Source organism: Amycolatopsis sp. NPDC026612, assembly GCF_040638285.1.
Lineage (GTDB): Bacteria > Actinomycetota > Actinomycetes > Mycobacteriales > Pseudonocardiaceae > Amycolatopsis.
Genome location: NZ_JBEZYB010000086.1, coordinates 1 through 24,696 on the forward strand (window position 1 = coordinate 1; position 24,696 = coordinate 24,696).

A 24,696-nucleotide genomic window follows, 5' to 3' on the forward strand; every position below is an offset into this window, starting at 1 on the left:
AGTAGGGCGGCGGGCGTGAAAGTGCCGCTTACCGGCGGGCTGGCGACCGCGGGGGGTTTCACAGGCTTCCGTGGTGCGGTGGCGGGAGTTCCCGGACGCGGTGCACGGACGCCACGTGCATCCCGAGCGCCTCGAGCTTTCCCAGGATCCGGGGCAGGCTGCCGGGATCGGCCACCGTACCGAAGACGATGGTCTCCGGCGGAACGGGCACGACGAGCACGCCCCCGAAACCGTCGACACCTTCGACGCTCCACTCCGGAATGGCGCCACAGCCCCGGAAGACGTAGTTCACGTCCGTGCGGAAGCCGAGGTCGGCCGGGCGGCTCACCGGGTACCCCCGTCCCGCCGCGGCCGGCCCGCCGAGTACCACGCGCGGGCGAGCAGCACCACGTCGAGCAGCACCACGGCCGCCGACCAGCCGTGCGGCGGCAGGAAGACCAACCGTGCGACCAGGTCCGCGCCGGCTCGGACGCCGGTCCGCAGTTCGGCCACCGGGACCAGTGCGGCGAGCGCGACGGCCAGCCAGAGCAGGACCGAGCCGACGCTGATCCGGCCGGTCCGCACCACGTCGAGCAGCACGACCTCCCCCGGCCCGAGCCAGAGGAACTGCGTGGCGCTGAATCGGCGGCCGCCGCCGCGACCGCGACGGCTTTCCGGGGAATCTCCAAGGGATTTCACGCGGCACACGATTCTGCGCCCGGCCGTCGATTTCCTCGCCCACAGCAGGTGAGCCGCGCCCGGGCGGGGACAGGTCAGTCCGACGCGGGCAACAGCAGGGCCGCGACCAGCCCGGCCACCGCCACGACGCCCAAGGTCGTGAGCGCCAGCGCGAAGGACCGCCCGCCGAGGTGGGGCGTCCCGGCCAGGACGGACCCGGCCAGCGCGGTCCCCACCGACGAGCCGAGGTTGGACACACTGCGCGACACCCCGGAAATGTCGCCCTGTGCGGAGTCCGGGAAGCGGGACTGGACCAGGTTCACCGACGCCGTCAGCATGATCCCGACCCCGGCGCCGAGCAGGAACAGCCCCGGCACCGCGCTCGCCACCCCGGATTCGGCCCGCACCAGGACGAGCACGAGCACCAGGCCCGCGACGGTGAGGACGAAGCCGGCGCGGACCAGGCGCCGCTGGGAATGCCGCCGCGCCATCCGTCCCGCGGCCGCCGAGGCACCCAGGATGCCGATCGTCGCGGGCGTCAGCATCAGCCCCGTCTCGATCGCGTCGTAGCCGCGGACCTCCTGGAGGAAGACCGCCACCACGAAGAACGCCCCCTGCAGGACGAGCCACTGCACGTGCTGGGTCACCAGCCCGAGTCCCGTGACGCGGTCGCGGAAGAGCCCGGGCGGCACAAGTGGCTCCCGGCCGGCCCGCTCCCGCGCGCGAACGTGCGCGAAGAACCAGTAGAGGAACGCGGCGCCGATCCCGGCGAACAGCCACACCGGGGAGAGACCGCCGGACGGCAGCAGCACCACCCCGGCGACCGCGAAGTCCGTCCGGGAGACCAGCCAGCCGTAGGTGCCCGCCTGCAGGACACCGACGACGACGAAGAACAGGCCGGCCGCCGAAAGGATCGCGCCGGTGACGTCGAACCGCTTCTCGCGGGGCGGTGCCGGCGGCTCGGGCAGGCGGATCGCCAGCAGGACGATCACGGCGACCAGGAGGACCTGGAGGAGGAAGGAAGCGCGCCACCCGAGCCACGTGGTGACCAGGCCGCCGACGAGCGGCCCGGCCGCGGCTCCGAGCGCGCCCGCACCACTCACCACGCCGAAGGCCCGGGCCCGGCTCGTGAGGTCGCGGCTGGTCACGGTGACCAGGATGTAGATCGGCGGGATCATCAACGCCGACCCGATCCCCTCCAGCAGCGAGTAGCCGAGGATCAGCAGCCCCGGCCCGGGTGCGGCCGACGCCAGCAGCGCGCCGGCCCCGTAGACGGCCAGCCCGATCAGGAAACACCGCTTGCGGCCCAGGAGGTCGCTGAGTTTGCTGCCCGGCACCATGAGCGACGCCATGGTGAGGGTGAACACCGTGATCGCCGTCTGCACCCCGATCACCGTGGTGCCGAGGTCGGCGGCGATGTCGGTGACGGCCACGGTCATGGTGGTCGCCGCGTAGCTCGCGACGAACTGGGCGAGGGCGAGCGGCAGCACGATCATCGGCGGGCCTTCCTCATCGGGTGCCGCACACCGTGGCCCACCCCCGGCCGGGCCACCTCACCCCGCGCGGATGAGGCAGCTGCCGCGCACCGGGCGGCGCGCTGCCGTGGCCCGCTTCCGCCGGATCCGAGCCACAGAACCGATCGGCTCGCCGGTCTCGCCCGCAACAGGTGACCCGGCCGGGTCCGGCGCGGCACACGATGGATCATCCGCCGAGGTAAGCACGGGAAGGTCCAGCGCCATGACGACCACGAACCGACCGCACCGGCCCTCGGAATCGCCCGGGGCACCGCCACCGCCCGCCGAGGGGACCGGCCGCACGCGACCGCCCGCCGCCGCATGGATCTCCTGGATCGCGCTCGCGCTCATGACGACCAGTTCGGTCGCGAGCCTGCGCCCGTCGCCGACGATGGCCGTGTACGGCTTGGCGGCCGTGTTCCTCTACGTCGTCCCGGCGATCGTGTTCCTGCTGCCGACTTCGCTCGTCTCGGCCGAGCTCGCCTCGAGCTGGCCGGGCGGGGTCTACAACTGGGTGGCGCTCGGGATCTCGAAGCCGATGGGGTTCCTGGCGGTCTGGTGCCAGTTCGCGATGACGATCTTCTACTACCCGAGCCTGCTCGGGTACGTCGCGAGCACGCTCGCGTACGTGTTCGACCCGGCACTGGCCGACAACGGGTGGTGGACGGCCGCGGTCATCGTCGTGGCGTACTGGTCGGGTGTGTGGATTTCGTCCCGGGGCACCAAGGGGGTGGCCGGGCTCGCCGGCGGCGGGCTCATCATCGGGACGCTGATCCCGGGCGCGCTGCTGGTGGTCCTCGGCATCGTGTTCCTCGGGCAGGGGCACCCGTCCGCGGCGCCGATGTCGGCGGGCCACCTGCTGCCCGCGTGGGCCGGGCTGGCCAGCCTCGTGCTGATCGTGAACAACTTCCTGTCCTATTCGGGCATGGAGATGAACGCGGTGCACGTGTCCTCGCTGCGCAAGCCGGGCAAGGAGTTCCCGCGCGCGATGTTCGTGGCGATGGGGCTCGTGCTGCTCATCTTCATCCTGCCCGCGCTGGCGATCAGCTGGGTCATCCCCGCCGGCCAGCTCTCGCTGACGGCCGGGGTGATGCAGGCCTTCGACGCCGTCTTCGCCGGCTTCGGCATCCAGTGGCTGACCCCGCTCATCGGCGTCATGCTGGTCCTGGCGTCGCTCGGCGGCATGCTGACCTGGCTGGCCGGTCCGTCGAAGGGGCTGTTGCTCATCGCCCGGCAGGAGGGGTACCTGCCCCCGTTCCTGCAGCGGCTGAACAAGCAGGGCGTGCAGCAGAACATCCTCGTCACCCAGGGGGCGGTCACCACGCTGATCGCCCTGCTCTACGCCTTCATCCCGGACGTGTCGAGCGCGTACTGGATCTTCTCGGTGATCACCACCCAGGTGTACCTGATCATGTACCTGCTGATGTTCGTCGCGGCGCTGAGGTTGCGGCGCAAGTTCCCCGACCACCCGCGCGGGTACCGCGCGCCGATGCTGGTCGGCCTGTGCGGAGTCGGGTTCTGCGCGTCACTGGCCGCGTTGCTGGTCGGGTTCGTCCCGCCCTCGCAGTTCGGTTCCGGCAACCCCTGGGTGTACCTGGGCATCGTCGCGGGCGGCGCCCTCGGCCTCGGCCTGCTGGTGCCCTTCCTGTTCTACCGCCTGCGCAAACCTTCGTGGCGCGGGCCGAGCCGGCCGGAGGCGAGCGCGTCATGACCACTGTGGACGAACGATCGACGCGCGGGCAGCGGACGACCCTCTACGTCGTCGTGGGCATCGTGCTGGGGGTGCTGCTGGTGGCCGGGCTCCTGCTCTTCCGCTCCACGCGCACGACCGCCGAAGCCGAAGCGAAGGCCGACCAGCTCATCGCGCGGCTCACCCAGGAAGGCGCGCGGGTGCCGTCGCGGGACCAGGTCGTCCGGCTGCTCGGCACGGACGGCGGCTCCATCTGCGTCGACCCGGGCGCGGCGCTCGCGCGCGCGACGAGCGACAGCGGCATCGCCAACGGCGCCGGCGGGCCCGGCACGCGCCCGGTTCTCTCGGCCGACACCGTGGTGCGGGGGCAGCTGCTGGTCATCGAGGTCTACTGCCCCGACAAGCTCGCCGGGTTCCAGCGGTACGTCGACGGCCTCGGCTTCGCCGACGTGACGGGCGGGTGACCACGATGGATCTCCGTGATCGGGTGCACGAGCTCATGCCGCGGGCGCGCGAAGAACTGGCGGAGCTGGTGGCGATGCGCTCCGTCGCGGACCCGCGCCAGTTCCCGCCCGAGGAGTGCCGGCGCGCGGCGACGTGGGTGGCCGAAGCGTTCACCGCCGCCGGCTTCACCGACACCCACCTTGCCGACACCCCGGACGGCAGCCAGGCCGTGGTCGGTTCCCGGCCGTGCGGCCGCGAAAATGCCCCGACGGTGCTCCTCTACGCGCACTACGACGTGCAGCCACCGCTGGCGCCCGAGGCGTGGCGGACCCCGCCGTTCCGGCTCACCGAGGTGGCCGGCCGCTGGTACGGACGCGGCGCCGCCGACTGCAAGGGCAACATCCTCATGCACCTCACCGCGCTGCGCGCCCTCGGCGACGACCTGCCCGTCAACCTCAAACTGGTCGTCGAAGGGTCCGAGGAACAGGGCACCGGCGGTCTGGAGGCGTTCGTCCCCGAGCACGCCGACCTCCTGCGGGCCGACGCGATCCTGGTGTGCGACACCGGGAACGCCGCGGTCGGGCACCCCGCCGTCACGGTCAGCCTGCGCGGCATGGTCAACGTGGTCGTCTCCGTCGAAGCGCTGCCGTCCGAACTGCACTCCGGCATGTTCGGCGGCCCCGCCCCGGACGCACTGGGCGCCTTGGTGTCCGTGCTGGCTTCCCTGCGCGACGACGCGGGGAACACGACCGTCCACGGCCTGCCCGACGACGGCCGCTGGTCCGGGGCCCCGTACCCGGCCGCGCAGTTCCGGGCGGACGCGGGGCTCTCCCCCACGTCCGCCCTGCTCGGCGACGGCGAAGTCGCGGACATGCTGTGGGCCCGTTCGGCACTGACCGTGCTCGGGATCGACTGCCCGCCGGTCGTCGGATCCGCCGCGGCCATCACCCCGCGCGCCCGGGCGAGGCTGAACCTCCGGATCCCGCCCGGTGTCGAACCGCACGAAGCGGCGCGGGCGCTGACCGAGCACCTGATCGCCGCGGCACCCCGGGGCGTGCACCTGTCGGTGGCGGTCGAGGCGAGCGGCCGCCCGTTCCGCCCCGCCACCTACGGGCTCGCCTACCACGTGATGGCCGAAGCCATGCAGACCGCCTACGGCACCCCGATGAGCCGGCTCGGGCAAGGCGGTTCGATCCCGCTGTGCACCGTCTTCGCCGAAACCTACCCCGAGGCCGAGATCCTCCTCATCGGCGTCGAAGAACCGCAGTCGCTCATCCACGCGCCCAACGAAAGCGTCGCGCCGCAGGAGATCGCGGACATGGCGCTGACCGAGGCGCTCTTCCTGCGGGGTTACGGAGATCCGCCCGGCTGAGGTGATCGTCGCGGTCTGTCCACTTCGGCCACCGCGCCCGCGGAACCCGCCGGCGGCGGCGTGGGTCCGGCGGGCGGGGCGGGTCAGGTCAGGCCGTGCTGACGGGCGACCACCACGGCCGAGCGCCGGTTGTTCACCCCGAGCTTGCCGTAGATGGCCCGCACGTGGGTCTTCACGGTGTTGATCGAGACGGTGAGGTCCGAAGCGATCTCGTCCAGCGAGCGCGGTGACGGCAACCGCTGCAGCACCACCTGTTCGCGGTCGGTCAGTTCGCTGGGCGGGGTGTGCGGGACGAGCCGGCCACGGACCGACTGCGCGAAGCGGTCCAGCGAACCGAAGCCGCCCGAGTGGTCGATCAGCAGGTGCGCGATCCGCGGTTCGGCGAGGGCGAACGGACGCATCAGCCCGTGCGGCCGGGCGAAGCTGAGCGCGCGGTCCAGTGCGTGGAGCGCCTTCGTCCGGCGGTGCGAGCGCAACGCGAGCGCCGTCTCGGCCAGGCAGGTGTCCACCGGCGTCGCCGGCAGCAACGCCGGTGCCGCCCCGGCTTCACGCAGGACTGTCTCGGCCGAGTCGGTCTCCTCGGCGGCGAGGTGCGCGCGCATCTGCAGCAGGACCAGCTCCGCGCTGCCCGGCACCCGCTCCTGCGCCCAGGCGAGCACTTCGGCCGCGTGCAGGCTCTCGCCGAGGGTCAGCGCCGCGCGGTGCTCGGCGACCGAGCACACCCCGGCGACTTCACGGGGCAGCTCCAGGTCCGCGAGCCGGTGCCGCGCCGCCCGCATGACCTGCGAACCGGCGACCCGATCGCCCTCGTCGAACCGCACCATGCCCTCGAAGAAGGAGCGCAGCGGCCCCAGCAGCGGCGGTCCCCCGGCCACTTCGGCCCGCGCGGCCTGGGCCAGTTCACGAGACGCCGCGACCGGCTCGAAGCGCATCAGATCGTCGTAGGCCAGCATCAGGTGGCACTCGGCCACGCCAGGGGACCGCCGCCAGCCGTGCCGCCGCGCGACGGCGAGGGCCCCGGTGCAGGCCCGCCGCATCGCCGCGTGGTCCCCGTGGAGCGCGGTGGCGACGGCGAGCACGAGTCTGCTGTGGAGCACCAGGTGGTCGAGCCGCTCGCCCTGGGCCAGCCGCAGCGCTTCCTCCGCCCGGGTGACGGCGTGCCGGCGGGCACCCCGGTGCAGGGACCGCCAAGCCAGATCGAGCTTCTCCCACGCCTCGAGCTCCGGGGACCTCGCCGACGACGACACCACGGTGTCCGTCAGCCGCTGCCCCGTCACCGACGCGAGGTGCCGGACCACCGGCAGGCGCGAGCTGTCGTCGCCGGTCACCCCGTCGAGTTCGGCGGCCGCCGCGGCGAGCTCTCCGCGCTGGATGTGTTCCAGAGCCGACGCCAGCCGCAGCCGCGGGGTCGTGGCCACCGTCCCCGCCCCCAGGTAGGTCAGCGCGGTCCGGACGGGCTCCCCACCGCCGGCCAGCACCTGGCGCACGGCGTGGTCACGCGCCAGCGTGAGGACGCACTGCCGGTCCCGGCCCGCGACGGCGTGCGACAGGGCGTCCCCGAACCGCCCCTCCTCGGCGTACCAGCGCGCGGCGATGCCGTGCAGCCGCCGCACCCGCGACGGACACTGCCGCGCCAGTTCGGCCCGCAGGAATCCGCGCAGCAGCGGCGGAAGCCGGTAGGTGTCGGTCGGCGTGCGCACGACCAGCCCCATCGTGTGCTCGAGCTCGTCCAGCGTCACCCCGGCGTCCGGGAGGCCCGACAACCGGGCCGCGAGCGCCGGGCTCGCCGAGTCGCAGACACTCAGGCACAGCAAGAGGTCCGAAGTGGTCGCCGGCAGCCGCGAAAGGACCTCGTCGGCGAAGAACCGCGCCACGGCACGTTCGTCCCCGTCGACCGCGGCGACGAGCCCGTCCGCGTCCGCGGCGTCGCGCACCGACACCGCGGCCCAGCCGAGCGCGGCGGCCCACCCCGCGGTGCGCTCGGTGAGTTCCCGGACGCGGTTGTCGCTCACCACGGCTCCGGTGGCCCGCAACAGGGCCGTGGTCTCCCGGGCGCTGAACCGGAGTTCGGTGGCCCCCAGCCGGGAAAGCGTGCCCTCGACGTGCAGCCGGGCGAGCCGCAGTCTCGGCTCGACCCGGGTGGCCAGCACCAGGCGGAGCCCCGGCGGCTGGTAGCGGGCCAGTGCCGCCAGCCCTTCCAGGGGCTCTGCCCGGGAGAGCTCCTGGAAGTCGTCCAGGACGAGCCCCACCGGCCGGCGCAGGCCGGCGAACGCGTCGCCGAGGTCCGCCAGGAACTCCGTGCGCCGGCCGGCACCGACCGGTGGCTCGAGCCGGCGCAGCGGGTTGTCCTCAGGCACCACGGGAAGGCGGTCCAGTGCACAGAGGATCGCCGCCCACAAGCGACCTTCGTCGTTGTCGTCGCGGTCCAGGGAGACCCAGGCGACGTCCCCGCCCTCGCCGGCCCAGCCGGCCAGCGCCATGGTCTTGCCGGCCCCGGCCGGAGCCTGGACCACGGTGACCGGCCGGGCGGTGGCGCGGTCGAGCAGCGCCGTGAGCCGGGCACGGGGGACGAAGATCTTCGGAATCCGCGGCACCGTCACCTTGGCACCGGGAATCCGGTAGCACCGCGACGTCATTCGAGCAGGCAAGTCAAAACCTCTCGGCTGTCCGGAGGGAACGGCCCCGGTTCCGCGGTCGACGCCGGACGGAGCCACGACTGTACTGATCACCGTTGGGCGGCCCGCAGGGTCACCAGATCTCGTAGGTGGATTCGTCGCCGTGCACGATGACCGCCCAGATCACGAGGACGTCCAGCGCGATCACGATCACGCACCCGATCGGGTACGCGGACAGGAACGCCAGCTGCGCCAGCGCGTTGAAGCCGGCGAGGGCGACGGCCACGACCCGCGCCCACTGCGCGCCGGCGAACAAGGCGATCCCGGTCAGCACGGCGAGGGTGCCGACGATCAGGTGGAGCCAGCCCCAGCCGGTGAGGTCGAAGACGAGCAGTCCCGACGGGCCGACGAGGTAGTAGTCCCGGTCGAGCAGCGCCACCAGTCCTTCGACGACGTTGAAGAGCCCGGCCAGTACCGTGATCGCCCCGGCGAACCAGAGCCAGCCGACCCGCCGGGAGCGGGCGACGGCACGGTCCCGCGAGGACGGCGGTGCCCCGCCGGCGGACGTCCCGGCCCGGTGCTGCGTGTGTTCGCTCATGGTCCCTCTTTTCCGTGGTGACGCCGGTTGCGGACCCGGGCGATCATGGTGGGTCCGCCGCCCGGACGGCCTCGCCCGCGTCAGGTGAGATCAAGGTCCGCCGGGACGAGGCCGCAGCTCACACGGCGTGGGCGATGCCCCGCGCCGCGGCCCGGCGCAGAGTGCGCGCCTGACCACCGATCCCGACCGAGGAGGACGGCACCATGACTTCGCTGACCGTGTGGACATTTCCTGTCACCGACGGCGCCGAGAAGGCGCTCGGGCTACTGGAACAGCTGCAGAAGCAGCAGCTCATTTCGATTTCCGACGCGGCGTACGTGACTTGGCCGGAAGACCGGAAGAAGCCGAAGACCAAGGACCTCGGCTCGCTGACCGGCGCCGGTGCGCTCGGCGGCGGGTTCTGGGGCCTGCTGTTCGGCCTGATCTTCCTCGTGCCGCTGCTGGGCCTGGCCGTCGGCGCGGCGATCGGCGCGCTGACCGGATCGCTGGCCCACGTCGGCATCGACGAGCAGTTCATCGACACCGTGCGGGCGCAGGTCACCCCGGGGACGTCCGCGCTGTTCGTGATGGCCAACGACACGGTCATCGACCGGGTCGTCGAACCGTTCAAGGAGACCGGCGCTTCCCTGCTGACCACGAACCTCTCCGCCGTGGAGGAGGCGCGGCTGCGCGAGGCGTTCGGTGAGGCCCCGCAACCGGAAGGGTTGTGACGGACCGTCCGGCGAGGACGCGCAGGAGCGCGGCCACCGCCCGCCGGATGCCGTCGGGGGCCGCCGTGGACGGCGACGCCCCGGGAGCGTCCGGCGGGAGGCGCACCCGCAGCGCACCGGGAAGCACGCGGATCCGCACCGGCGGTGTGCGGCGCAGTGCTTCGCCGTCCACGGCGACGTCGACGACCGGCTGAGCGGAATCCACGACGAACTCCGGCGTGGTCCAGTTCCGGTAGCCGGGAAAGCGGGTCACGGTGCCGGTCAGCTCGGCCGCGACCAGCGCCGGCACGTCCCGCGCCCGCTCGACGACGACCGTGACGACCCCGAGCACACCGCGGTCGAGGCGCTCGCGGCGGCCGAACCCGCTCAGCCGCTCGAGGCGGTAGGGGCCGTTGGAGACGAGCACGATGTCCGCGGCCGTGTCCGTCAGCCCGTCCGGGCCGGGGAAGCTCAGCCGGTGGCGGGCCGAGTCCGGGCCCAGCAGCTCGGGCAGGCACTGCGCGATGGTGGCGATCTTCGCTTCCCGGTAGCCCGGCGCCCGGACGACGGCGGCGTACGCCCCGAGCGACACGTTGTTGACGAACACCCGGCCGTCGACGACGCCGAGGTCCACCCGCCGCTCGACGGCCTCGCCGAACGCGGCCAGCGCGCTCGCCGGGTCGTCGTGGTCCAGCCCGAGGTCGCGGGCGAAGTGGTTGCGGGTGCCCGCCGGAACGCAGACGAAGGGCAGGTCGTGCCGGCGCGCGACGTCGGCGACCACGGCCTGGGAGCCGTCGCCACCCGCCATCCCGAGCACGTCCGCGCCGTCGGCCACGGCCCGCTCCGCGAGGTCGCGGAGGTCGTCGTCGAGGCCCAGTTCGATCGACCGGACCCCGAGCAGCCCGGCCCGCTCACCGAGCCCGGAGGCGACCGCCAATCCTTTGCCGGACAACGGGTTGAGGAGCAGCACCCCCGACCGCGCGGGCGCTGTCCGGCACGCCACGGGTGGTCGCGGCAGATCACGGCCGAGCGCGGTCCGGGCGGCCACCAGCGACACCGCCACGAGCCCGGCGGCGGTGGCCACCAGCGCGTAGGCGTGCAGTCCCGGCAACACCACGAGCAGGACCGCGGCGACGCCCCCGAGCGTCGCCGCGGCCACCCGCGAGAGGCCGCGACGCACCAGCGCCGCCCAGCCGGCCGCGAGCCCGCCCCCGAGCAGGAGCACCGCGAACACCAGCTGGACCGGATGACGCAGGAGCGCACCGAGCACCACGGCGAACGCCGCGAACAGGGCCGCCAGGGAGATCCCCGCACCCACCCGCCTGGCCACCGACGGCTGCCCGTCCACCCGCTCCGCCATTGCCGCACCTCCGCCACCCACCCTGCGGCCCGGACCGCCCCGAGTCGTCACCCGTGGCGGATGACCCGCGCTTCACCCCCGGCGGGCGACGCACCGGAGCGCCCGGCGGCCGACGATCCGGCCATGCTGCACACCAAAGAGGACACCGCGACCCGGGACGATCGGATCGCCAGGGGCCGCGCCGCCCGCACCGCCGTGCCGAGGTCACGCCACGCCGAGTTCCCCGCACCCGGCGAGCGGGCCGACCCGCTGGCCCTGCTGGCCGGCCAGGATGCCGGCCGGGTGCCGGAACTGCTGCCGATCCGCTACGGGCGGATGGCCGCTTCCCCGCTGGCCTACTTCCGCGGCGCCGCCCTGCCGGCGGCGGCCGACCTCGCCACGACCCCGCGGACCGGGCTCGTCGTCCAGGCGTGCGGCGACGCGCACCTGGGCAACTTCGGCCTGTTCGCTTCACCGGAGCGCCGGGTCGTGTTCGACCTCGTCGACTTCGACGAGACTCTGCCCGCGCCGTGGGAATGGGACGTCAAACGGCTCGCCGCGAGCTTCGAAGTCGCCGGTCGGGAAAACGCGCACGGGCACGCCCAGCGCCGCCGCGCGGTGCTCGCCGCGGCCGAGTCGTACCGCCAGGCGATGCACGACTTCGCCGGCCGGACGGCACTCGAGACGTTCTACGCCCACACCGACGCCGAGACGCTGCGCTCGATCGCGGCCCACCGCCTCGGCACGGCGGGGCGGCGCCGGTTCGAGCGCACGCTCACCCGCGCCCGGGCCCACGACGATGCCGGTGCGCTGCGGCGGTTCACCGAGATCCGCGACGGGCAGCTGCGGCTCGCCGCCCGGCCGCCGCTGGTCGTCCCGGTCAGCAGGCTCGCCGGCGACGGGGATCCGCTGACGCTCGAAGAACGCCTCGGGGACGTGCTTTCGCGGTACCGCCGCACCCTGGGCCCCGAGCGGCGGGCCCTGCTGGACCACTACCGGCTGGCCGACGTCGCCCGCAAGGTGGTCGGGGTGGGCAGCGTCGGCACCCGGTGCTGGATCGCGCTGCTCGTGGACCCGGATCGGGGCGATCCGCTTTTCCTGCAGCTCAAGGAAGCCGGGGCGTCGGTCCTGCAGGGATACACCGGCGCGGCCGTCGCCGGCGAGCCGGGCCGGCGCGTGGTCACCGGGCAGCGGCTGCTGCAGGCGGTCGGCGACGTGCTCCTCGGATGGGTCCGGACCACCGGGTTCGACGGGCGGGCCCGCGACTTCTACGTCCGCCGCCTGCGCGACGGCAAGGGCGCCGCCGACGTCACGACGATGACGCCGAACGTGCTGCAGGCCTACGCCCGGCTGTGCGGGTGGACCTTGGCCAGGGCGCACGCCCGCACCGGTGACCCACTGACCATCGCCGCGTACCTCGGCTCCGGACCGGTGTTCGCCGAAGCCGTCCGGGAGTTCTCGGTGGCCTGCGCCGACCAGAACGAACGCGACCACGTCGCCCTGCGCACGGCGATCCGCCGCGGTGAAGTCACGGCGTCGGACCGGTGACGGATCACCTCATGGGGGTGAAGCACCGCGCGGAAGGCGCTGCCGATCCTTCCCCGATGACTCCTTCCCCCTTGGCTCCTTCACCGATGACGGAACGGATCCCGGTCCCGGTCGACGCCGCGATCGCGGTGACGGCCGGGATCGTGCGCGGCGGGCTGCGGCTCGGCGGCCTCGCGGCGACGGCGGCGGCCACGGCGGCGGCGCTGAGCCCGGTGCGGCGGTGGCCCCGCCCCGTGCGGGACCTGGCGCGGACCGGTGCCCGGTACCGGCGGCACGCGTGGGCCGCGGCGGGCACGGCGTACCGGCGCACCGCACCGGCGCTGGTGCTGGCGGTGCTCGACGAGCTGGACCTGGCCACGATCGCCCGGGAGGTGGTCTACGAGATCGATCTGCCGGAGATCATCCGCGTCTCCGGTGGGTCGCTGGCCGGCCAGCTGGTGCGGGAGACCCGGGTGCGGATCATGGCGGCCGACGACGTCCTCAGCCGGCGTCCACGCCCGTGACGGCCTGGTCGGCGGCCCTGCCCGCGGAAGTCCGGCGCTACCAAGGGCGCCGGGCGGGTCTGGTCAGCCGCGGGATCGCGGCGGTCGTGGACGCCGGCGTCGCCGCGCTCGTCCTCGGCGGCTGCTACCTGGCGTGGGTGGCGGTGGTGTTCGCGGCCGGCCCCGTGCGGTTCACGGCGCCGGTGCCGGCGCGATCCGTCGTCGTCGCCGCGGGCGCCGTCCTGGCCGCGGGCTACCTCGCGCTCTGCTGGACGACCACCGGCCGGACGGTCGGCGGCCAGGTGCTCGGGCTGCGGGTGGTCGACGGGCGAGGCCGGCTGCTGCGCGGCGGCCGGGCCGCGAGCCGGGCGGTGTGCTGCGTGTGCTTCCCGCTCGGGCTGCTGTGGGTGCTCGTGGACCCGCACCGCCGCTCGGCGCAGGACGTCGTCCTGCGGACCGCCGTCGTCTACGACTGGGATCCGCGGCCGCTCACGGCCCGGACGCGGTCTCCCGGATGAACCGCCGTTCCCGGCCGGGTTCACCGAGCTCCGGTATTCACCGAATTCCCCGGGCGAGGAGCAGGCGGCATTCTCCGGAATCACCGGCCGCCACGTTCGTCTGTTCGGGTATTCGCCCGCACCCCGGCGCGGATCTCTTCCCCTTTCGAAGGTTTCCCTGTTCGTTCACGGGCCGCTCGTTTTTGTCACACGCAGCGGGTGAGCTGGGCGAACAGCGTGGCAAGATCCGCCGTACCGATGTGAAACTGACCGCTCAGAAGGAGGATTCATGCCGGACAGCACCGTCATTTCGCCGCGAAGACGGGTTCCGCGGACCAAGGTCTCCATCCCCGAGTCTCCGCGGGACCTCGTTTCCCGGCCGCGATTGCTCGCGGCGCTCGATGCCGCGGCCGAAGCGCCCATGGTGTTCGTCGGGGCGCCGGCCGGGTTCGGCAAGACCGTGCTGCTCGCCGACTGGACCGGCCGGCGCCGGACCGGGGTCGCCTGGGTGTCCGCCGACGCCGATGACAACGATGACCAGCTGTTCTGGTCGGCCGTGCTCGAAGCACTCGGCGGCTGTTCCCGGATCCCGGCGGGCAACCCGATGCGGCTGCTGGCGGTCCCGCCCGCCCCGAGCACGGACCTCGGGTTCCTCGCCCAGGTCGCCGACGCACTGGACGCCCTGCCCGAGCCGGTCCTGCTCGTGCTCGACGCCGCCCAGGAGATCACCGCCCTTCCTCCGTGGCACGGACTGCGGGCGCTGGTCCGCCACCAGCCGGCGGGCCTGCGGCTGGCGATCTCCAGCCGCTGCGAACCGCCCCTGCCGCTGGGGCGGTTCCGGCTCGCGGGCCGGCTCGGCGAAGTGGGCGCGACCGAGCTGCAGTTCTCCCCCGCGGAGGTCGGCGCACTGCTCGAGGGCACCGGCACGGGCATCGCGCCGGACCAGGTGGACCTGCTCGTCGCCCGGACCGGTGGCTGGCCTGCCGGGTTGCGCCTGGCCGCGGCGTCCGCGGCCCGGAACGGCAGCCTGCGTGACTTCTTCGCCGGGCGCGACCGGGCCGTGCTCGACTACCTGACCGACGAGGTGCTGGCTCCGCTGACCACCGGCCAGCGGGACCTGCTGCGGGCGATCAGCATCTGCGACGACGTCCCGGCCGGGCTCGCGGCCGCCCTCGCCGGCCGCCCGGAGGCGGAGGCGATGCTCCGCAAGCTCGGCGAACCGGCCAGCCAGGTGATCCGGTCCGGGGGAACACCGCCGCACCACCGCCTGCCGCCCCTGCTGCGCACCTACCTGCGGGCCGAGTTGCTGCGCCGGGCGCCGGAGGCGACCCGGACCCTGCACGCGACCGCGGCGCGCTGGTTCACCGAAAACGGCCGCCCCGCTCCCGCCCTGCTGCACAGCGTCCGCTCGGGGAACACCTCCCGCGTCGGCGAGCTGCTGCGCCGGCACGCGGTGACGCTCTTCCTCAGCGGTGATCACCAGGAACTGCGGCTGGCGCTCGCGGTGCTCGACGACCGCCGGACCACCAACGATCCGCTGCCCGCCCTGATTTCGGCGGCCCTGTGCCTGGAGACGGGCGAGACGTCGGCCGCCGGGCTGCAGCTGGCCAGGGCGGAGGCGGCGTGGCCGGAGGAACCACCGGCGGAACTGACCGTCTTGCGGCAGCTGACGTATTCCCGGCTCGCGCAGCTGGACCGCAGTCCGGTCCAGGCCGTCCGCGCGGCCGAGCGGGTCGACGAGTGCCTGGCGGCGGGCACCGAGCTCGCCGGTCTGGCCACCCTGCACCGGACGATGCTCCTCATCGCCCGGCACGACTTCGGTCCGGCCCGGGAGGCGCTGGTGCGCGTCCTCGGGGCCGCCGAAGACGCCCACCAGACCTTCATGGTGACGCAATGCCTCACCACACTCGGCGGCCTGGCGTGCAGCGACGGCGACTACCGGGTGATGGACACGCTGGGCCGCCGGGTCGAGGGCCGCCGCCCGGTGCCCGACCCGCAACGTTCGATCGAAGGCGCCCAGGTGTGCGCCCTGCTCGCGTACGGCGACCTGTTGCGGGGTGAGCCTGCCGAATGCGTCGACCACGCGAAGCGGATCGGACGGCTGCTCGGTGACGCGCCCGCCCGCGACGCCCGGAACCTGCGGCTGATCGCCGAAACGCTGCGCGGCGCGGCCGAATTCGAGCTCGGCGGCTGGCACGCCGGGCTGCGGCGGATGCGGCGGGCCCGCACGCGCCTCGGTGCGGGCCGCGCCTGCCCGGCCGAGCACGCGGCGTTGTGCGCGGTGCTGGAACACCGGGCGGCCCTGCGGCTCGGGGCCGCGAGCCAAGCCCGGGAAGTCGTTCGCTGGGCCCAGGCGATCCTCGGCGGCTCGGGCGAGCTGCTCCTGATGCGGGCCCGGACCCAGCTGCGGCTCGGCCGGCAGGGCGCAGCGAGTTCCGTGCTGCGCTCACTGGTGGACGAGGAGGCACCCATGCTGCTGCCGTGGGTGACGATCGAAGCGTCGCTCGTCGGCGTGCAGGCCGCGTTGGCGGCCGGTGCGCAGGAACGGGCGGCCCGGCTGCTCGACCAGGCCCTGCGCGCCGCCGAGCCGGGCGACGTCCGGTTCCCGTTCGTCTTCGCTCCCCCGGACATCATCGCGTTCCTGACCACCCGGCTGGGCCGGCTGGGCTTCGGCGAGCGGTTCGCCGGCCAGGTGCTCACGCTGCGCCGCACGCTGCACACCCCGCCGATGCCGGCGCCGCTCACCGAACGCGAACGCAGCGTGCTGCGCCTGTTGCCCACCCAGCGGTCGATCGACGAGATCGCCCAGGACCTCACCGTCTCGCCGAACACCGTCAAGACCCACGTCCGGGGCATCTACGCGAAGCTCGACGTGCGCAGCAGGCGCGACGCCGTCGCGACGGCGCTCCGGCGCGGCCTGCTGGACACCGAAGTCACCGATTTCACCGGCTGACCCCCGCTCGCCTCACCTCGGAGGGGTGAGGCGAGCGGGCCCGGGATGCCCGACGGTGGCACCGCCCCCTGGATCACCCCGTGAGGAGACGTCATGGCCTTGGCGAGTGCGGAATACCCGTTCCTCGATCTGATGTGGACGATGCTCGTGTTCTTCGGCTGGATCGCCTGGTTCTGGCTGCTGTTCATCGTCCTGGGCGATCTGTACCGCAGGCCGGACGTGTCCGGCTGGGCCAAGGGCGGCTGGACGGTGCTGGTCATCCTGCTGCCATTCCTGGGCATCCTGCTCTACCTGTGCACCCAGGGCAGGCACCTCGGCGAGCGGCGGCAGGCCCGCGCGCTGGCCACCCAGAACCGGTTCGACGACTACGTCCGTTCGGTGGCCCCGGCGGATCGGACGGGTGCGTCGGAGATCGCCGAAGCCCGGCGCCTGCTGGAGGAAGGCGTGATCGACGACGAGGAATACCGGACCCTCAAGCGGAAGGCGCTCGCGCCTTGACCCGGCGATGGGGGTTCCTGCACCTCGCCGTCCTCCGGCCGCTGCTCACCGTCACCGCGTTGCTCTGCCTGTACTACCTGCTGCCGGTCGACCAGGTGCTGCGGCCGTGGACGGTCGCCGTCTTCGCCGGCGGCCTGGCCGTCGTGGTCCTGCTCGTCGTCGGAGAGGTCCGGATGATCCTGCGCTCGCCGTCCCCCGCCTGGCAGGGCGTCCAGGCCCTCGCGCTGATCCTCCCGCTGTTCCTGCTGCTGTTCGCCGACGTGTACTACGTGCTCGGCCACGGCAGGCCCGGGGCGTTCGGCTCGGCCCTGTCGCGGACCGACGCGTTGTACTTCACGGTCACGGTGTTCGCCACCGTCGGCTTCGGGGACATCGCGCCGGTTTCCGCCGCCGCGCGGGTACTGGTGACGTTCCAGATGGTCGCCGACCTGATCGTGCTGAGCGTCGTGCTGCGCGTGATCCTGACCGCGGTGCAGCACCGCCGTTCGTCCACAAGGGACGAACCGGGCGGCGCCGTGCGCCTGCACCGGCCACCGGTCCCCCGGCCGACGAGGAAACCCGGATACCACCGGGCCACCTCATCCCGGCCGGATGAGGCAGCACCCGCGCACGGCGGCAACGGTGATCACGACCGCACCCAGCGTCTCGTGGAGGAAAGATGACCGAAACAGCGATCGCCGAGCACGGGCTGATCGGCGACCTGCAGACCGCCGCACTGGTGACCACCGGCGGGTCGATCGACTGGTTCTGCTGCCCGCGCTTCGACTCGCCTTCGATCTTCGGCGCGCTGCTCGACGACGAACGCGGCGGCCGGTTCCGCGTCCGCCCGGCCGGACCCCACACCAGCACCCAGATGTACTACCCGGACACCGCGGTGCTGATCACCCGGTTCTCCGGCGCGGACGGGATCGGCGAGGTCGTCGACTTCATGCCCCCGAGCGACGGCGCCGCCACCGCCACCCACCGGATCGCCCGGCTGGTGCGCTGCGTCCGCGGCCGGATGACCTTCGAAGTGCTGGTCGCGCCGCGCTTCGACTACGGCCGCCGCCCGCACAAGGCGCTGCTCGCCGGGAACGGCGCGGTCTTCGTCGCCGACGAGATGTCGCTGGTCCTGCACCCGGTCCGCGAACCCGGCGACGAGCACTTCGCCGAAGTGCGCGTCGAGGACGGGGACGTGCACGTACAGCTGACCCTGGCCGAGGGCGAGACCCGGGGCGTCGTGCTCGAGACCGACCCCACGCGGCCACCGCGCGAGATCCGGCTCGGCGAATTCACCGAACTCTTCGACACGACACTGGACTGGTGGCGGGCATGGCTCGCCCGCTCCAGCTACCGGGGCCGCTGGCGGGAGATCGTGGCCCGCTCGGCGATCACCCTCAAGCTGCTCACCTACGCACCGACCGGCGGCCTCGTCGCCGCACCCACCCTCGGCCTGCCGGAAGAACTCGGCGGAGAACGCAACTGGGACTACCGCTACACCTGGGTCCGGGACGCCTCCTTCTCGGTTTCCGCGTTGCTGGCGCTCGGGTTCACCGAGGAGGCCGCCCGGTTCGGGAACTGGCTCGGCGACCGGATCCGCGAAGGCGGCGGCGGCCCGAGCGGGCCGCTGGCCGTGCTGTACCGCGTGGACGGGACGACCGACCTGCAGGAGGAGAACCTCGGGCACTGGTCCGGGTACCGCGGCTCGAGCCCGGTCCGGATCGGCAACGACGCGGCCGGGCAACTGCAGCTCGACATCTACGGCGAGGCACTGGACAGCGTCTTCACCGCCGACAGAGCGGGCTTCGAAGTCCCCCACCAGGGCTGGACCGCCGTCCGTGCGGTGCTCGACTGGCTGGGCGAGCACTGGGACCAGCCCGAGGAGGGAATCTGGGAGACGCGCGGGGGCCGCAAGTCCTTCACCTACGGCAGGCTGATGAGCTGGGTCGCGTTCGACCGCGGCATCCGGCTGGCGACCACGCACGGCCGCCCGGCCCCGGTCGAAGACTGGACCTGGCAGCGCGACAGCATCTACGACCAGGTCCTCAACCGCGGCTGGCACCGGACGCGGCAGGCGTTCGTCCAGCACTACACCGGCGACGACCTGGATGCGGCCCTGCTGCGGATGCCCCGGACCGGTTTCCTGCCGTCCCGGGACCCGTTGTGGCTTTCGACGCTCGACGCGATCGGCGCCGATCTGGTGGTCGGCGACAGCCTGGTCCACCGCTACGACCCGGCCGCGTCCCCGGACGGGCTCGCCGGCGGGGAAGGGACCTTTTCCTTGTGCAGCTTCGCCTACGTCGACGCGCTGACCCGCGCGGGCCGGCTGGAGCAAGCGCGGGCGGCGTTCGAGAAGATGCTGACCTACGCCAACCACGTCGGGCTCTACGCCGAGGAAATCGCGCCGAGCGGCGAGCAGCTCGGCAACTTCCCCCAGGCCTTCACCCACCTCGCCCTCATCGACGCGGCGGTCACCCTCGACGCGGCTCTCGGCTGAGGCACGGGCGGGGGTTGACCTTCACCTTCGGGGAAGCCCCACAGTGGTCGTGACCGGGCACCCGCCCGGGACGAGGAGCCCTCCATGAGCATGGTCAGCATCGGCGAGTTCTCGCGGCTGTCGCGGCTGTCGCCCAAGGCACTGCGCCTGTACGACGAACTCGGCCTGCTGCAGCCGGCCCACGTCGACGCGGATACCGGCTATCGCTGGTACGCGGTCACGCAGCTGGACCAGGCCCGCCTGGTCGCTTCGCTGCGGCGGGCCGGTGTGCCGCTCGCCCGGATCCGGGCCATCCTGGCGCTGGATCCGGCGTCGGCCGCCGAGGAGATCCGTGCCCACTGGGCCGGCGCCGAAGCCGAGCACGCCGCCCAGCGGGTGCTGGTGGGCCGCCTCGTCGATCGCCTGCACGGGAAGAAGACCGCCATGTACGAGGTCACTGTCCGCGACATCCCGGAACGACACCTGCTCAGCCTGGTCAGCAGGGTGAGCCAGGACGAGCTGGAACCCCTGACCCGGGAGCTGTTCATCCGCCGGCTGCGCGGTGGCGGTGTCCCCCGGATCGAGGGGATCGCCGGGGCGCCGTTCACGATCTACCACGGGGAGGTGAGCGAGGACAGCGACGGCCCGGTCGAGTGGTGCTGGCCCGTGCCCGGGGACCGCGCCGCCGGGATCGCGGCCGGGTTCCCCGATCTGACCCTGCGCACGGAGCCCGCGCACCAGGAAGCCTTCGTCCGCCAGGAGACGCCCGGACGGTGGGCCGGTGGCACCCAGGTCGAGGTCGCGGTCGGGGCCCTGTACGCGTGGGCTTCCGAGCGGAATCGCCGTCCGGCCGGTGGCGTGCGCGGCGTGCTGGCCCCGGACCCGGCCGGCGCGGGGGCCGGGCCGTACGTCGAATTCGCCCTGTCGCTGCGCTGAGCCGCCGACAGCCGCGGTGCCGCGTCAGCTCGCGCAGTCGACCAGGTGGTAGTGATCCAGGTCCTGCGGGTCGCCGAGCCGCTGGCACTGCGTCTTGTAGGGCTCGCTCTGGTGGGCGGCCGCGGGAAACGTGAGCACGGGCACCGGCCGGCCGACGGGCCACAGGTCGTTGGCCGGTTGCTGCTCGGTCCAGTAGAAGTCCCCGGCCGCTCCCCGGATCGGGGTGTCGCGGTACCCGGTGAGCTGGTCGCGGATGTCCGCCGGCCCGGGAAGCGCCTGTTTCTGGCTGTACACCGAGTGGATCGCGGTGACGGCCGCGGCGACGGCGTCGTGGTGCATGATCGCGTACCCGTCGGTCAGGTCCGCTTTCGGGAACCCCGCCGAGCCGGTGGTGAAGGCGGTGACGAAGGCGCCGTACTGCGCCGGGGCGGCGATGCCCTCGGCCCAGCCGTCCGGATCCGTGGACGACGCGGCGACGATGGTCACCTTGGCGTCGAGGAGGTCCTGGGTCGTCAACGGCGCCGCGTCGGCGCCCGGCCGGTTTCCCGGCGTGACGACGAGCCCGGTGATCCCGGTGGCGAGGACGAGCTGCCGGCCGGCGCTCTTGCCGCGGCGGAACTTCAGGCTGCGGACCAGCCGGGGCAGGTCGGCGTCGCGGCCGGCGTAGAAGACGACCGACGGGTCCTCGATGCTGATCGAGTCCACCGCGCCCTGGAAGAGCCCGGTCGATCCCGTGCTGGGCGGGGTGCTGCCGTTGAACCAGGACTGGTGGTCGTTGAGCGAGAGCCTGGCGAAGACGTCGACGAAGGCGTCGCCCAGGGTCTGCACGTAGTTGTCCTGGTTGCGGTCCCGGACGAGGAAGCCGCTCGTCACCGTGGTGCCGAGGCTGTTGGCCAGCGCTTCGACGTAGGCGTGGTTGGAGGGCGAGACCTTGAACAGGCCCGGTTTTTCGGCGGTGTTGCCGGCTTCCCGGGTGGTCATGTCGTCCGAGGTGAGGACGCCGCCGATGCTGGGCAGGTGCCAGCGCGCGTTGAGCTGCTTCGCGGCGTCCCGGGTCTGCGGCACGCTGACGCCCATGCCGGTGACCGCGACCAGGGGGTGGTCCCCCGTCGTGAGGTCGCCGAGCTGGGTGACCACGGCCGGCCAGGCGAGCTGGTCGGCGCCGACGTTGGCCAGGACCAGCTGGACCTGTGGTTTGGGGTCGCCGTAGGCCGTGATGTCGCCGTTGGTGTACGCCTGGGCGGTGTAGGCGCCTTCCAGTGCGTGCACGATGGGTCCGGCGCTGAGCTTGCTGCCCGGCTTGGCGGTCATCGGCATCATGACGGCCACCCGCACGTAGGGCTGCCCGGAGTGGGCCACCCGCTCGTTTTCCCCGACGATCTTGGCCACCACCGCGGCCATCGCGGGGTCGTCCGCGCCGAACGCGTAGGGCAGGTCGGTGAGCCAGCCGAGGCACTGGCCGTCGCTCTGCTGCCGCGTCAAGCTGTACCCGTCGCCGGTCCGGCCGGGGGTGCCGGGGCATTCCGCGGCTTCGGCCGCGCGGTGGTCGACGATCCACCAGGTGCCGCCACCGACGAGCAGGAGGACGACGGCGGCCAGGATCAGCAGGCGGCGGCGCCCTCGCGCCTGGGTCCCCGGGTGCTGCGGATAGCTGTAGTCGGTGTCGGTCACGAAGCTCCTTCGCCCTTGGCGGCCCGCTGGTCCGGGGTCGTCGTGGGTCGCGTGCGAGCCGGGCGCCAGCGGCGCGCGGTCGTCTGGTGGACGGCGATCAGGTCGGTGAGCTCGTCGCAGTCGTCGTCGAGGTGGGTCGCGACCTCCTGGAGGCCACCGGCGATGCGCAGGTGCAACGCGCGGCGGTTGGCGCAGGACAGCGGATCCGCCGCCGTCCACAGCCGGTGCAGCAGCGGGGGCAGGAACGCCGGCCGGCCACCGGTGGGTGCCACCTCGCGGACGCCGCGGGACGGGGCGGCGGCCACGTCCAGGAGCAGGGTCAGCCATGCGGGCAACGGCAGCTTGCCGAGGCGCTCGGTGAGCCCGTCCAGCACCGGCTCGATGCTGCCGAGGGCCAGGGCGTAGTGCAGGCTCCGCGCCGGCTCGGCGTCCTCGCCCGGTGGAGGCAGTTTCGCGAGCGTCCGGTGGGTGCGCTGCCAGTTCCAGGGGTGCGCGTCGTCGCGGCCGGCCAGCCGGCGCAGCAGCAGGGCCCGCACCACGGTGATCGCCGGGTCGCCGGTGCGGTCCCACATGTCCAGGGGCAGGACGACGTCGCCGGCGCGGTCGGTGACGCGGGTGAGCAGTCGCCGGCCGTCCTGGTGGTCCCGGGCCGCCGAGCAGGTGACGAGGGTGTCGAGCTCGTCCTCGCCGAATCCGGCGAACAGGTGCTCGACCAGCGCCTCCCGGACCGTGGAAGCGCCGTAGCGCACGTCGAGCAGGTCTTCGGGGTCGAGACCGTCGCCCACGGGCGAGCCGGCCACGTCGAGCAGGAACGTCGCCGCGCCCGGGTGCCCACCGGTGACGAGGTGGACGGTGCTCGCGAGCCGGGGGTGGCGGCGGGCCTCCGGCAGGGCCGCGACGAGTTTGCGAACGTCGTCCGCGGACAGGGGCGGCAACGTGCGCCGGGCCCAGAGCCGCTGGTCGCCGTCGGCGCGCGGCACGTCTTTCAGCGTGGTCAGCTCGAGGATCGTGGCGCGCTCCGCGGCCGGCAGCGCGGCCAGCAGAGCCCCTCGGCTGGTCCCGGCGATCACCACCGGGGCGGGCAGCTCCGCCCCGGCGTCGGCGTCCAGCGTGCGCACGGCCGCCATGGCGCGGAGGAAGGCCGTTCCGAGCGCGCAGTCGAGGTTGTCGAGCAGCACCAGGCAGTTGACCGCCCACTCTTCCGCGTGCCGGGCCGTCCGGAAGTTGTCGCGCAGGTCGGCCAGCAGCGCGTCGCACAGCAGCTCGCCGGGCTGGATCCCGGCATCGGCCAGCGCGGGGTTGCGCAGCGCGGTGTTGAGGTCGACCAGCTGGCCGACCGGGTCGATCGTTTCGTGCCGATCCCGGTGGCCGTACCAGCTGCGGGCCCGGCCGAGCGCATTGCGCGTGAGCACCCGCCCGGCGATCCCGTCGACGGCGGCGTCCACCGCCAGTTCGACCAGGTTGCCGGGCGCCTCGATCGGGGCGGGTACCTGCTTCAACGCCTGCTGAGCCACCCCGGCGAGCACCTTCTTGAGGTTGGCGAGGCCGAGCCGCCGGGCCAGCATGGCCTCGACCTCCCGGCGCGCACCGGCGGGATCATCGCCGTCCAGGTCCAGCTGCGCGGCCTGCAGGCCGATGACCAGCCGGTCGAACCGCAGCGAACCGTAGATCGGGCAGCGCCGGGAAAGCTGCACCGCGATCGCCGCGAGCAATTCGGGAATGGCCTGATCGCCGAGGTGTTCTTCGACGGCGGCGACATCGAGGTGGGAATAGGGAATCTTTCCGGCCCACCCGCGCGCGAGCGCATTCAGCAGCGCGGTTTTGCCCGTTTTCGCGCCGCCCTCGAACACCACCGACGGCAGATAAGCCGCCGGACCGGCCTCCGGGCGGACCAGCAACTGCCGCACCAATTTCGGTTCCATCGTCCGGCCGTAGAGCTGGCGCGCCACAACACCCCCCTGCCGCGCCGTCCATCAGCGCCACTGCAACAGTCGCGGGAGACCCCCGGTTGTTACAGTAACCACCGCGAGCCCGACCGTCGATAAGCCGATCGAACGGTCATGCGCTTCTCCCGCGCCCATTCCGATCGGCGTTCCGGACCGCGTTGGTTCAGCGCCTGCCGACGACGTCGAGGCACGCGTCGACGCGGCGGCGCAGGGACTCGGCGGTGACCGGGCCGCCCGGCCCTGCGGCCGGCAGCCGGAGGACCTCGATGATCCCGCCCACGACGAAGTCGGCGAGCGTCATCGGGTCCGGCAGGTGCTCGACGAGCCGGAGGCACGCCGGGTGCAGCACGTCGCGGTAGGCGTTCGCGGTCTGCTGTGACGCCGCGCTGGGATAGAGGTTGCGGTAGAGCCGGTCGTGCCGGGCGGCGAAATCGCACAGCCTGCGGATCACCGCACGGGGGTCTTCCCGCACACCGTCGCCGGGGGCGAGGTCTCGGAACGAGGCCGCCACCGCCTGGGCGACGGCGTCGTCGCGGTCCCGGAAGTGCTGGTAGAAGACCTGGCGGCTGACCCCGGCGCGCTGGGTGATGTCGCTGACCGAGATCCGCTCCACCCGGCGTTCCTCGATGAGGCCGAACGCGGCCTGCCGCAGCCGGTCGCGCACCCGCGCGGCCCGGGGATCGACGCTGTCGGTCCGGGCGGGCGCCCGCACCTCCTCGTTCGTTGACACCTGTCAACGATAACAGTACCGTCGATTTCGGCGACAGATGTCAACAAAATGTGGAGGTGGCC

The 24,696-nt window shown here is 73.2% G+C and carries 21 protein-coding genes; 12 read left to right on the top strand and 9 right to left on the bottom strand.

What is annotated here, in order from left to right:
• Window positions 1-58: 58 nt before the first annotated feature.
• From AB0F15_RS38685 to AB0F15_RS38695, 3 genes are all read right to left on the bottom strand, one after another.
• A complete protein-coding gene (locus tag AB0F15_RS38685) occupies window positions 59-328 on the bottom strand; it encodes a hypothetical protein (protein ID WP_360281692.1) in 270 nt (89 codons plus the stop codon).
• The gene (locus AB0F15_RS38690; RefSeq protein ID WP_360281694.1) at window positions 325-678 is read right to left on the bottom strand and encodes a hypothetical protein; all 354 of its coding nucleotides are present in this window, start codon (window positions 676-678) and stop codon (window positions 325-327) included. Before AB0F15_RS38690 ends, AB0F15_RS38685 begins: the two co-directional genes overlap by 4 nt.
• A 74-nt stretch (window positions 679-752) precedes the next feature.
• Window positions 753-2,153: an MFS transporter gene (locus AB0F15_RS38695; protein ID WP_360281696.1), complete on the bottom strand. Its 1,401-nt coding sequence runs from the start codon at window positions 2,151-2,153 to the stop codon at window positions 753-755.
• Window positions 2,154-2,394: 241 nt separating this feature from the next.
• Between AB0F15_RS38695 and AB0F15_RS38700 the strand changes: the two genes are divergently transcribed.
• Genes AB0F15_RS38700 through AB0F15_RS38710 form a run of 3 tightly spaced genes read left to right on the top strand, consistent with a single transcriptional unit; the run spans window position 2,395 to window position 5,677 of the window.
• On the top strand, window positions 2,395-3,882 hold the full coding sequence (locus tag AB0F15_RS38700; protein WP_360281698.1) for an APC family permease: 1,488 nt from the start codon (window positions 2,395-2,397) through the stop codon (window positions 3,880-3,882).
• On the top strand, window positions 3,879-4,325 hold the full coding sequence (locus tag AB0F15_RS38705; protein ID WP_360281700.1) for a hypothetical protein: 447 nt from the start codon (window positions 3,879-3,881) through the stop codon (window positions 4,323-4,325). The genes AB0F15_RS38700 and AB0F15_RS38705 overlap by 4 nt, the downstream gene beginning before the upstream one ends.
• Before the next feature lie 5 nt (window positions 4,326-4,330).
• Window positions 4,331-5,677 carry a dipeptidase gene (locus AB0F15_RS38710; protein WP_360281702.1) on the top strand — a complete coding sequence of 449 codons (1,347 nt, stop codon included), beginning with the start codon at window positions 4,331-4,333 and terminating at the stop codon, window positions 5,675-5,677.
• An 83-nt stretch (window positions 5,678-5,760) separates the two neighbouring features.
• Here the strand turns inward: AB0F15_RS38710 and AB0F15_RS38715 are convergent, their stop codons facing one another.
• Window positions 5,761-8,313: a LuxR C-terminal-related transcriptional regulator gene (locus tag AB0F15_RS38715; RefSeq protein WP_360281704.1), complete on the bottom strand. Its 2,553-nt coding sequence runs from the start codon at window positions 8,311-8,313 to the stop codon at window positions 5,761-5,763.
• 112 nt (window positions 8,314-8,425) lie between these two features.
• Complete coding sequence (locus tag AB0F15_RS38720; protein WP_360281706.1) at window positions 8,426-8,890, bottom strand: hypothetical protein; 465 nt, start codon at window positions 8,888-8,890, stop codon at window positions 8,426-8,428.
• Window positions 8,891-9,093: 203 nt separating this feature from the next.
• Here AB0F15_RS38720 and AB0F15_RS38725 point away from each other — a divergent pair, with 203 nt between their 5' ends.
• Window positions 9,094-9,600 (top strand): DUF1269 domain-containing protein, encoded by a 507-nt coding sequence (locus AB0F15_RS38725; protein ID WP_360281708.1) that lies wholly within the window; start codon window positions 9,094-9,096, stop codon window positions 9,598-9,600.
• Here AB0F15_RS38725 and AB0F15_RS38730 read toward each other — a convergent pair.
• Window positions 9,497-10,939, bottom strand: a complete 1,443-nt coding sequence (locus tag AB0F15_RS38730; protein ID WP_360281710.1) for a diacylglycerol kinase family protein — start codon at window positions 10,937-10,939, stop codon at window positions 9,497-9,499. The genes AB0F15_RS38725 and AB0F15_RS38730 overlap by 104 nt on opposite strands.
• Before the next feature lie 123 nt (window positions 10,940-11,062).
• Here AB0F15_RS38730 and AB0F15_RS38735 point away from each other — a divergent pair, with 123 nt between their 5' ends.
• The 8 genes from AB0F15_RS38735 (at window position 11,063) to AB0F15_RS38770 (ending at window position 20,287) form a co-directional block, all read left to right on the top strand.
• Complete coding sequence (locus AB0F15_RS38735) at window positions 11,063-12,466, top strand: DUF2252 domain-containing protein (protein ID WP_360281712.1); 1,404 nt, start codon at window positions 11,063-11,065, stop codon at window positions 12,464-12,466.
• Between the two features lie 86 nt (window positions 12,467-12,552).
• Window positions 12,553-12,969 carry a hypothetical protein gene (locus AB0F15_RS38740; protein ID WP_360281714.1) on the top strand — a complete coding sequence of 139 codons (417 nt, stop codon included), beginning with the start codon at window positions 12,553-12,555 and terminating at the stop codon, window positions 12,967-12,969.
• Window positions 12,966-13,466: an RDD family protein gene (locus tag AB0F15_RS38745; RefSeq protein ID WP_360281716.1), complete on the top strand. Its 501-nt coding sequence runs from the start codon at window positions 12,966-12,968 to the stop codon at window positions 13,464-13,466. The genes AB0F15_RS38740 and AB0F15_RS38745 overlap by 4 nt, the downstream gene beginning before the upstream one ends.
• A 268-nt stretch (window positions 13,467-13,734) precedes the next feature.
• A complete protein-coding gene (locus AB0F15_RS38750; protein WP_360281718.1) occupies window positions 13,735-16,398 on the top strand; it encodes a LuxR C-terminal-related transcriptional regulator in 2,664 nt (887 codons plus the stop codon).
• Window positions 16,399-16,491: 93 nt separating this feature from the next.
• Window positions 16,492-16,896, top strand: a complete 405-nt coding sequence (locus AB0F15_RS38755) for a PLDc N-terminal domain-containing protein (RefSeq protein WP_360281720.1) — start codon at window positions 16,492-16,494, stop codon at window positions 16,894-16,896.
• Complete coding sequence (locus AB0F15_RS38760; protein ID WP_360281722.1) at window positions 16,893-17,558, top strand: potassium channel family protein; 666 nt, start codon at window positions 16,893-16,895, stop codon at window positions 17,556-17,558. The genes AB0F15_RS38755 and AB0F15_RS38760 overlap by 4 nt, the downstream gene beginning before the upstream one ends.
• On the top strand, window positions 17,555-19,372 hold the full coding sequence (locus AB0F15_RS38765; protein WP_360281724.1) for a glycoside hydrolase family 15 protein: 1,818 nt from the start codon (window positions 17,555-17,557) through the stop codon (window positions 19,370-19,372). Before AB0F15_RS38760 ends, AB0F15_RS38765 begins: the two co-directional genes overlap by 4 nt.
• A gap of 84 nt (window positions 19,373-19,456) precedes the next feature.
• Window positions 19,457-20,287, top strand: coding sequence for a helix-turn-helix domain-containing protein (locus tag AB0F15_RS38770; RefSeq protein ID WP_360281726.1), 831 nt, complete (start codon window positions 19,457-19,459; stop codon window positions 20,285-20,287).
• A 24-nt stretch (window positions 20,288-20,311) separates the two neighbouring features.
• Here the strand turns inward: AB0F15_RS38770 and AB0F15_RS38775 are convergent, their stop codons facing one another.
• The 3 genes from AB0F15_RS38775 to AB0F15_RS38785 form a co-directional block, all read right to left on the bottom strand.
• Window positions 20,312-21,958: a hypothetical protein gene (locus AB0F15_RS38775; protein WP_360281728.1), complete on the bottom strand. Its 1,647-nt coding sequence runs from the start codon at window positions 21,956-21,958 to the stop codon at window positions 20,312-20,314.
• The gene (locus AB0F15_RS38780; RefSeq protein ID WP_360281730.1) at window positions 21,955-23,880 is read right to left on the bottom strand and encodes a hypothetical protein; all 1,926 of its coding nucleotides are present in this window, start codon (window positions 23,878-23,880) and stop codon (window positions 21,955-21,957) included. Before AB0F15_RS38780 ends, AB0F15_RS38775 begins: the two co-directional genes overlap by 4 nt.
• A gap of 187 nt (window positions 23,881-24,067) precedes the next feature.
• Window positions 24,068-24,634 (bottom strand): TetR/AcrR family transcriptional regulator, encoded by a 567-nt coding sequence (locus AB0F15_RS38785; RefSeq protein ID WP_360281732.1) that lies wholly within the window; start codon window positions 24,632-24,634, stop codon window positions 24,068-24,070.
• Window positions 24,635-24,696 lie beyond the last annotated feature (62 nt).

Coding starts and splice junctions, on each gene's coding strand:
- AB0F15_RS38740 (WP_360281714.1), top strand. CDS start 12,553: ATGACGGAACGGATCCCGGTCCCGGTCGACGCCGCGATCGCGGTGACG.
- AB0F15_RS38720 (WP_360281706.1), bottom strand. CDS start 8,890: ATGAGCGAACACACGCAGCACCGGGCCGGGACGTCCGCCGGCGGGGCA.
- AB0F15_RS38755 (WP_360281720.1), top strand. CDS start 16,492: ATGGCCTTGGCGAGTGCGGAATACCCGTTCCTCGATCTGATGTGGACG.
- AB0F15_RS38765 (WP_360281724.1), top strand. CDS start 17,555: ATGACCGAAACAGCGATCGCCGAGCACGGGCTGATCGGCGACCTGCAG.
- AB0F15_RS38770 (WP_360281726.1), top strand. CDS start 19,457: ATGAGCATGGTCAGCATCGGCGAGTTCTCGCGGCTGTCGCGGCTGTCG.
- AB0F15_RS38705 (WP_360281700.1), top strand. CDS start 3,879: ATGACCACTGTGGACGAACGATCGACGCGCGGGCAGCGGACGACCCTC.
- AB0F15_RS38750 (WP_360281718.1), top strand. CDS start 13,735: ATGCCGGACAGCACCGTCATTTCGCCGCGAAGACGGGTTCCGCGGACC.
- AB0F15_RS38710 (WP_360281702.1), top strand. CDS start 4,331: ATGGATCTCCGTGATCGGGTGCACGAGCTCATGCCGCGGGCGCGCGAA.
- AB0F15_RS38735 (WP_360281712.1), top strand. CDS start 11,063: ATGCTGCACACCAAAGAGGACACCGCGACCCGGGACGATCGGATCGCC.
- AB0F15_RS38725 (WP_360281708.1), top strand. CDS start 9,094: ATGACTTCGCTGACCGTGTGGACATTTCCTGTCACCGACGGCGCCGAG.
- AB0F15_RS38715 (WP_360281704.1), bottom strand. CDS start 8,313: ATGACGTCGCGGTGCTACCGGATTCCCGGTGCCAAGGTGACGGTGCCG.
- AB0F15_RS38695 (WP_360281696.1), bottom strand. CDS start 2,153: ATGATCGTGCTGCCGCTCGCCCTCGCCCAGTTCGTCGCGAGCTACGCG.
- AB0F15_RS38730 (WP_360281710.1), bottom strand. CDS start 10,939: ATGGCGGAGCGGGTGGACGGGCAGCCGTCGGTGGCCAGGCGGGTGGGT.
- AB0F15_RS38780 (WP_360281730.1), bottom strand. CDS start 23,880: ATGGAACCGAAATTGGTGCGGCAGTTGCTGGTCCGCCCGGAGGCCGGT.
- AB0F15_RS38700 (WP_360281698.1), top strand. CDS start 2,395: ATGACGACCACGAACCGACCGCACCGGCCCTCGGAATCGCCCGGGGCA.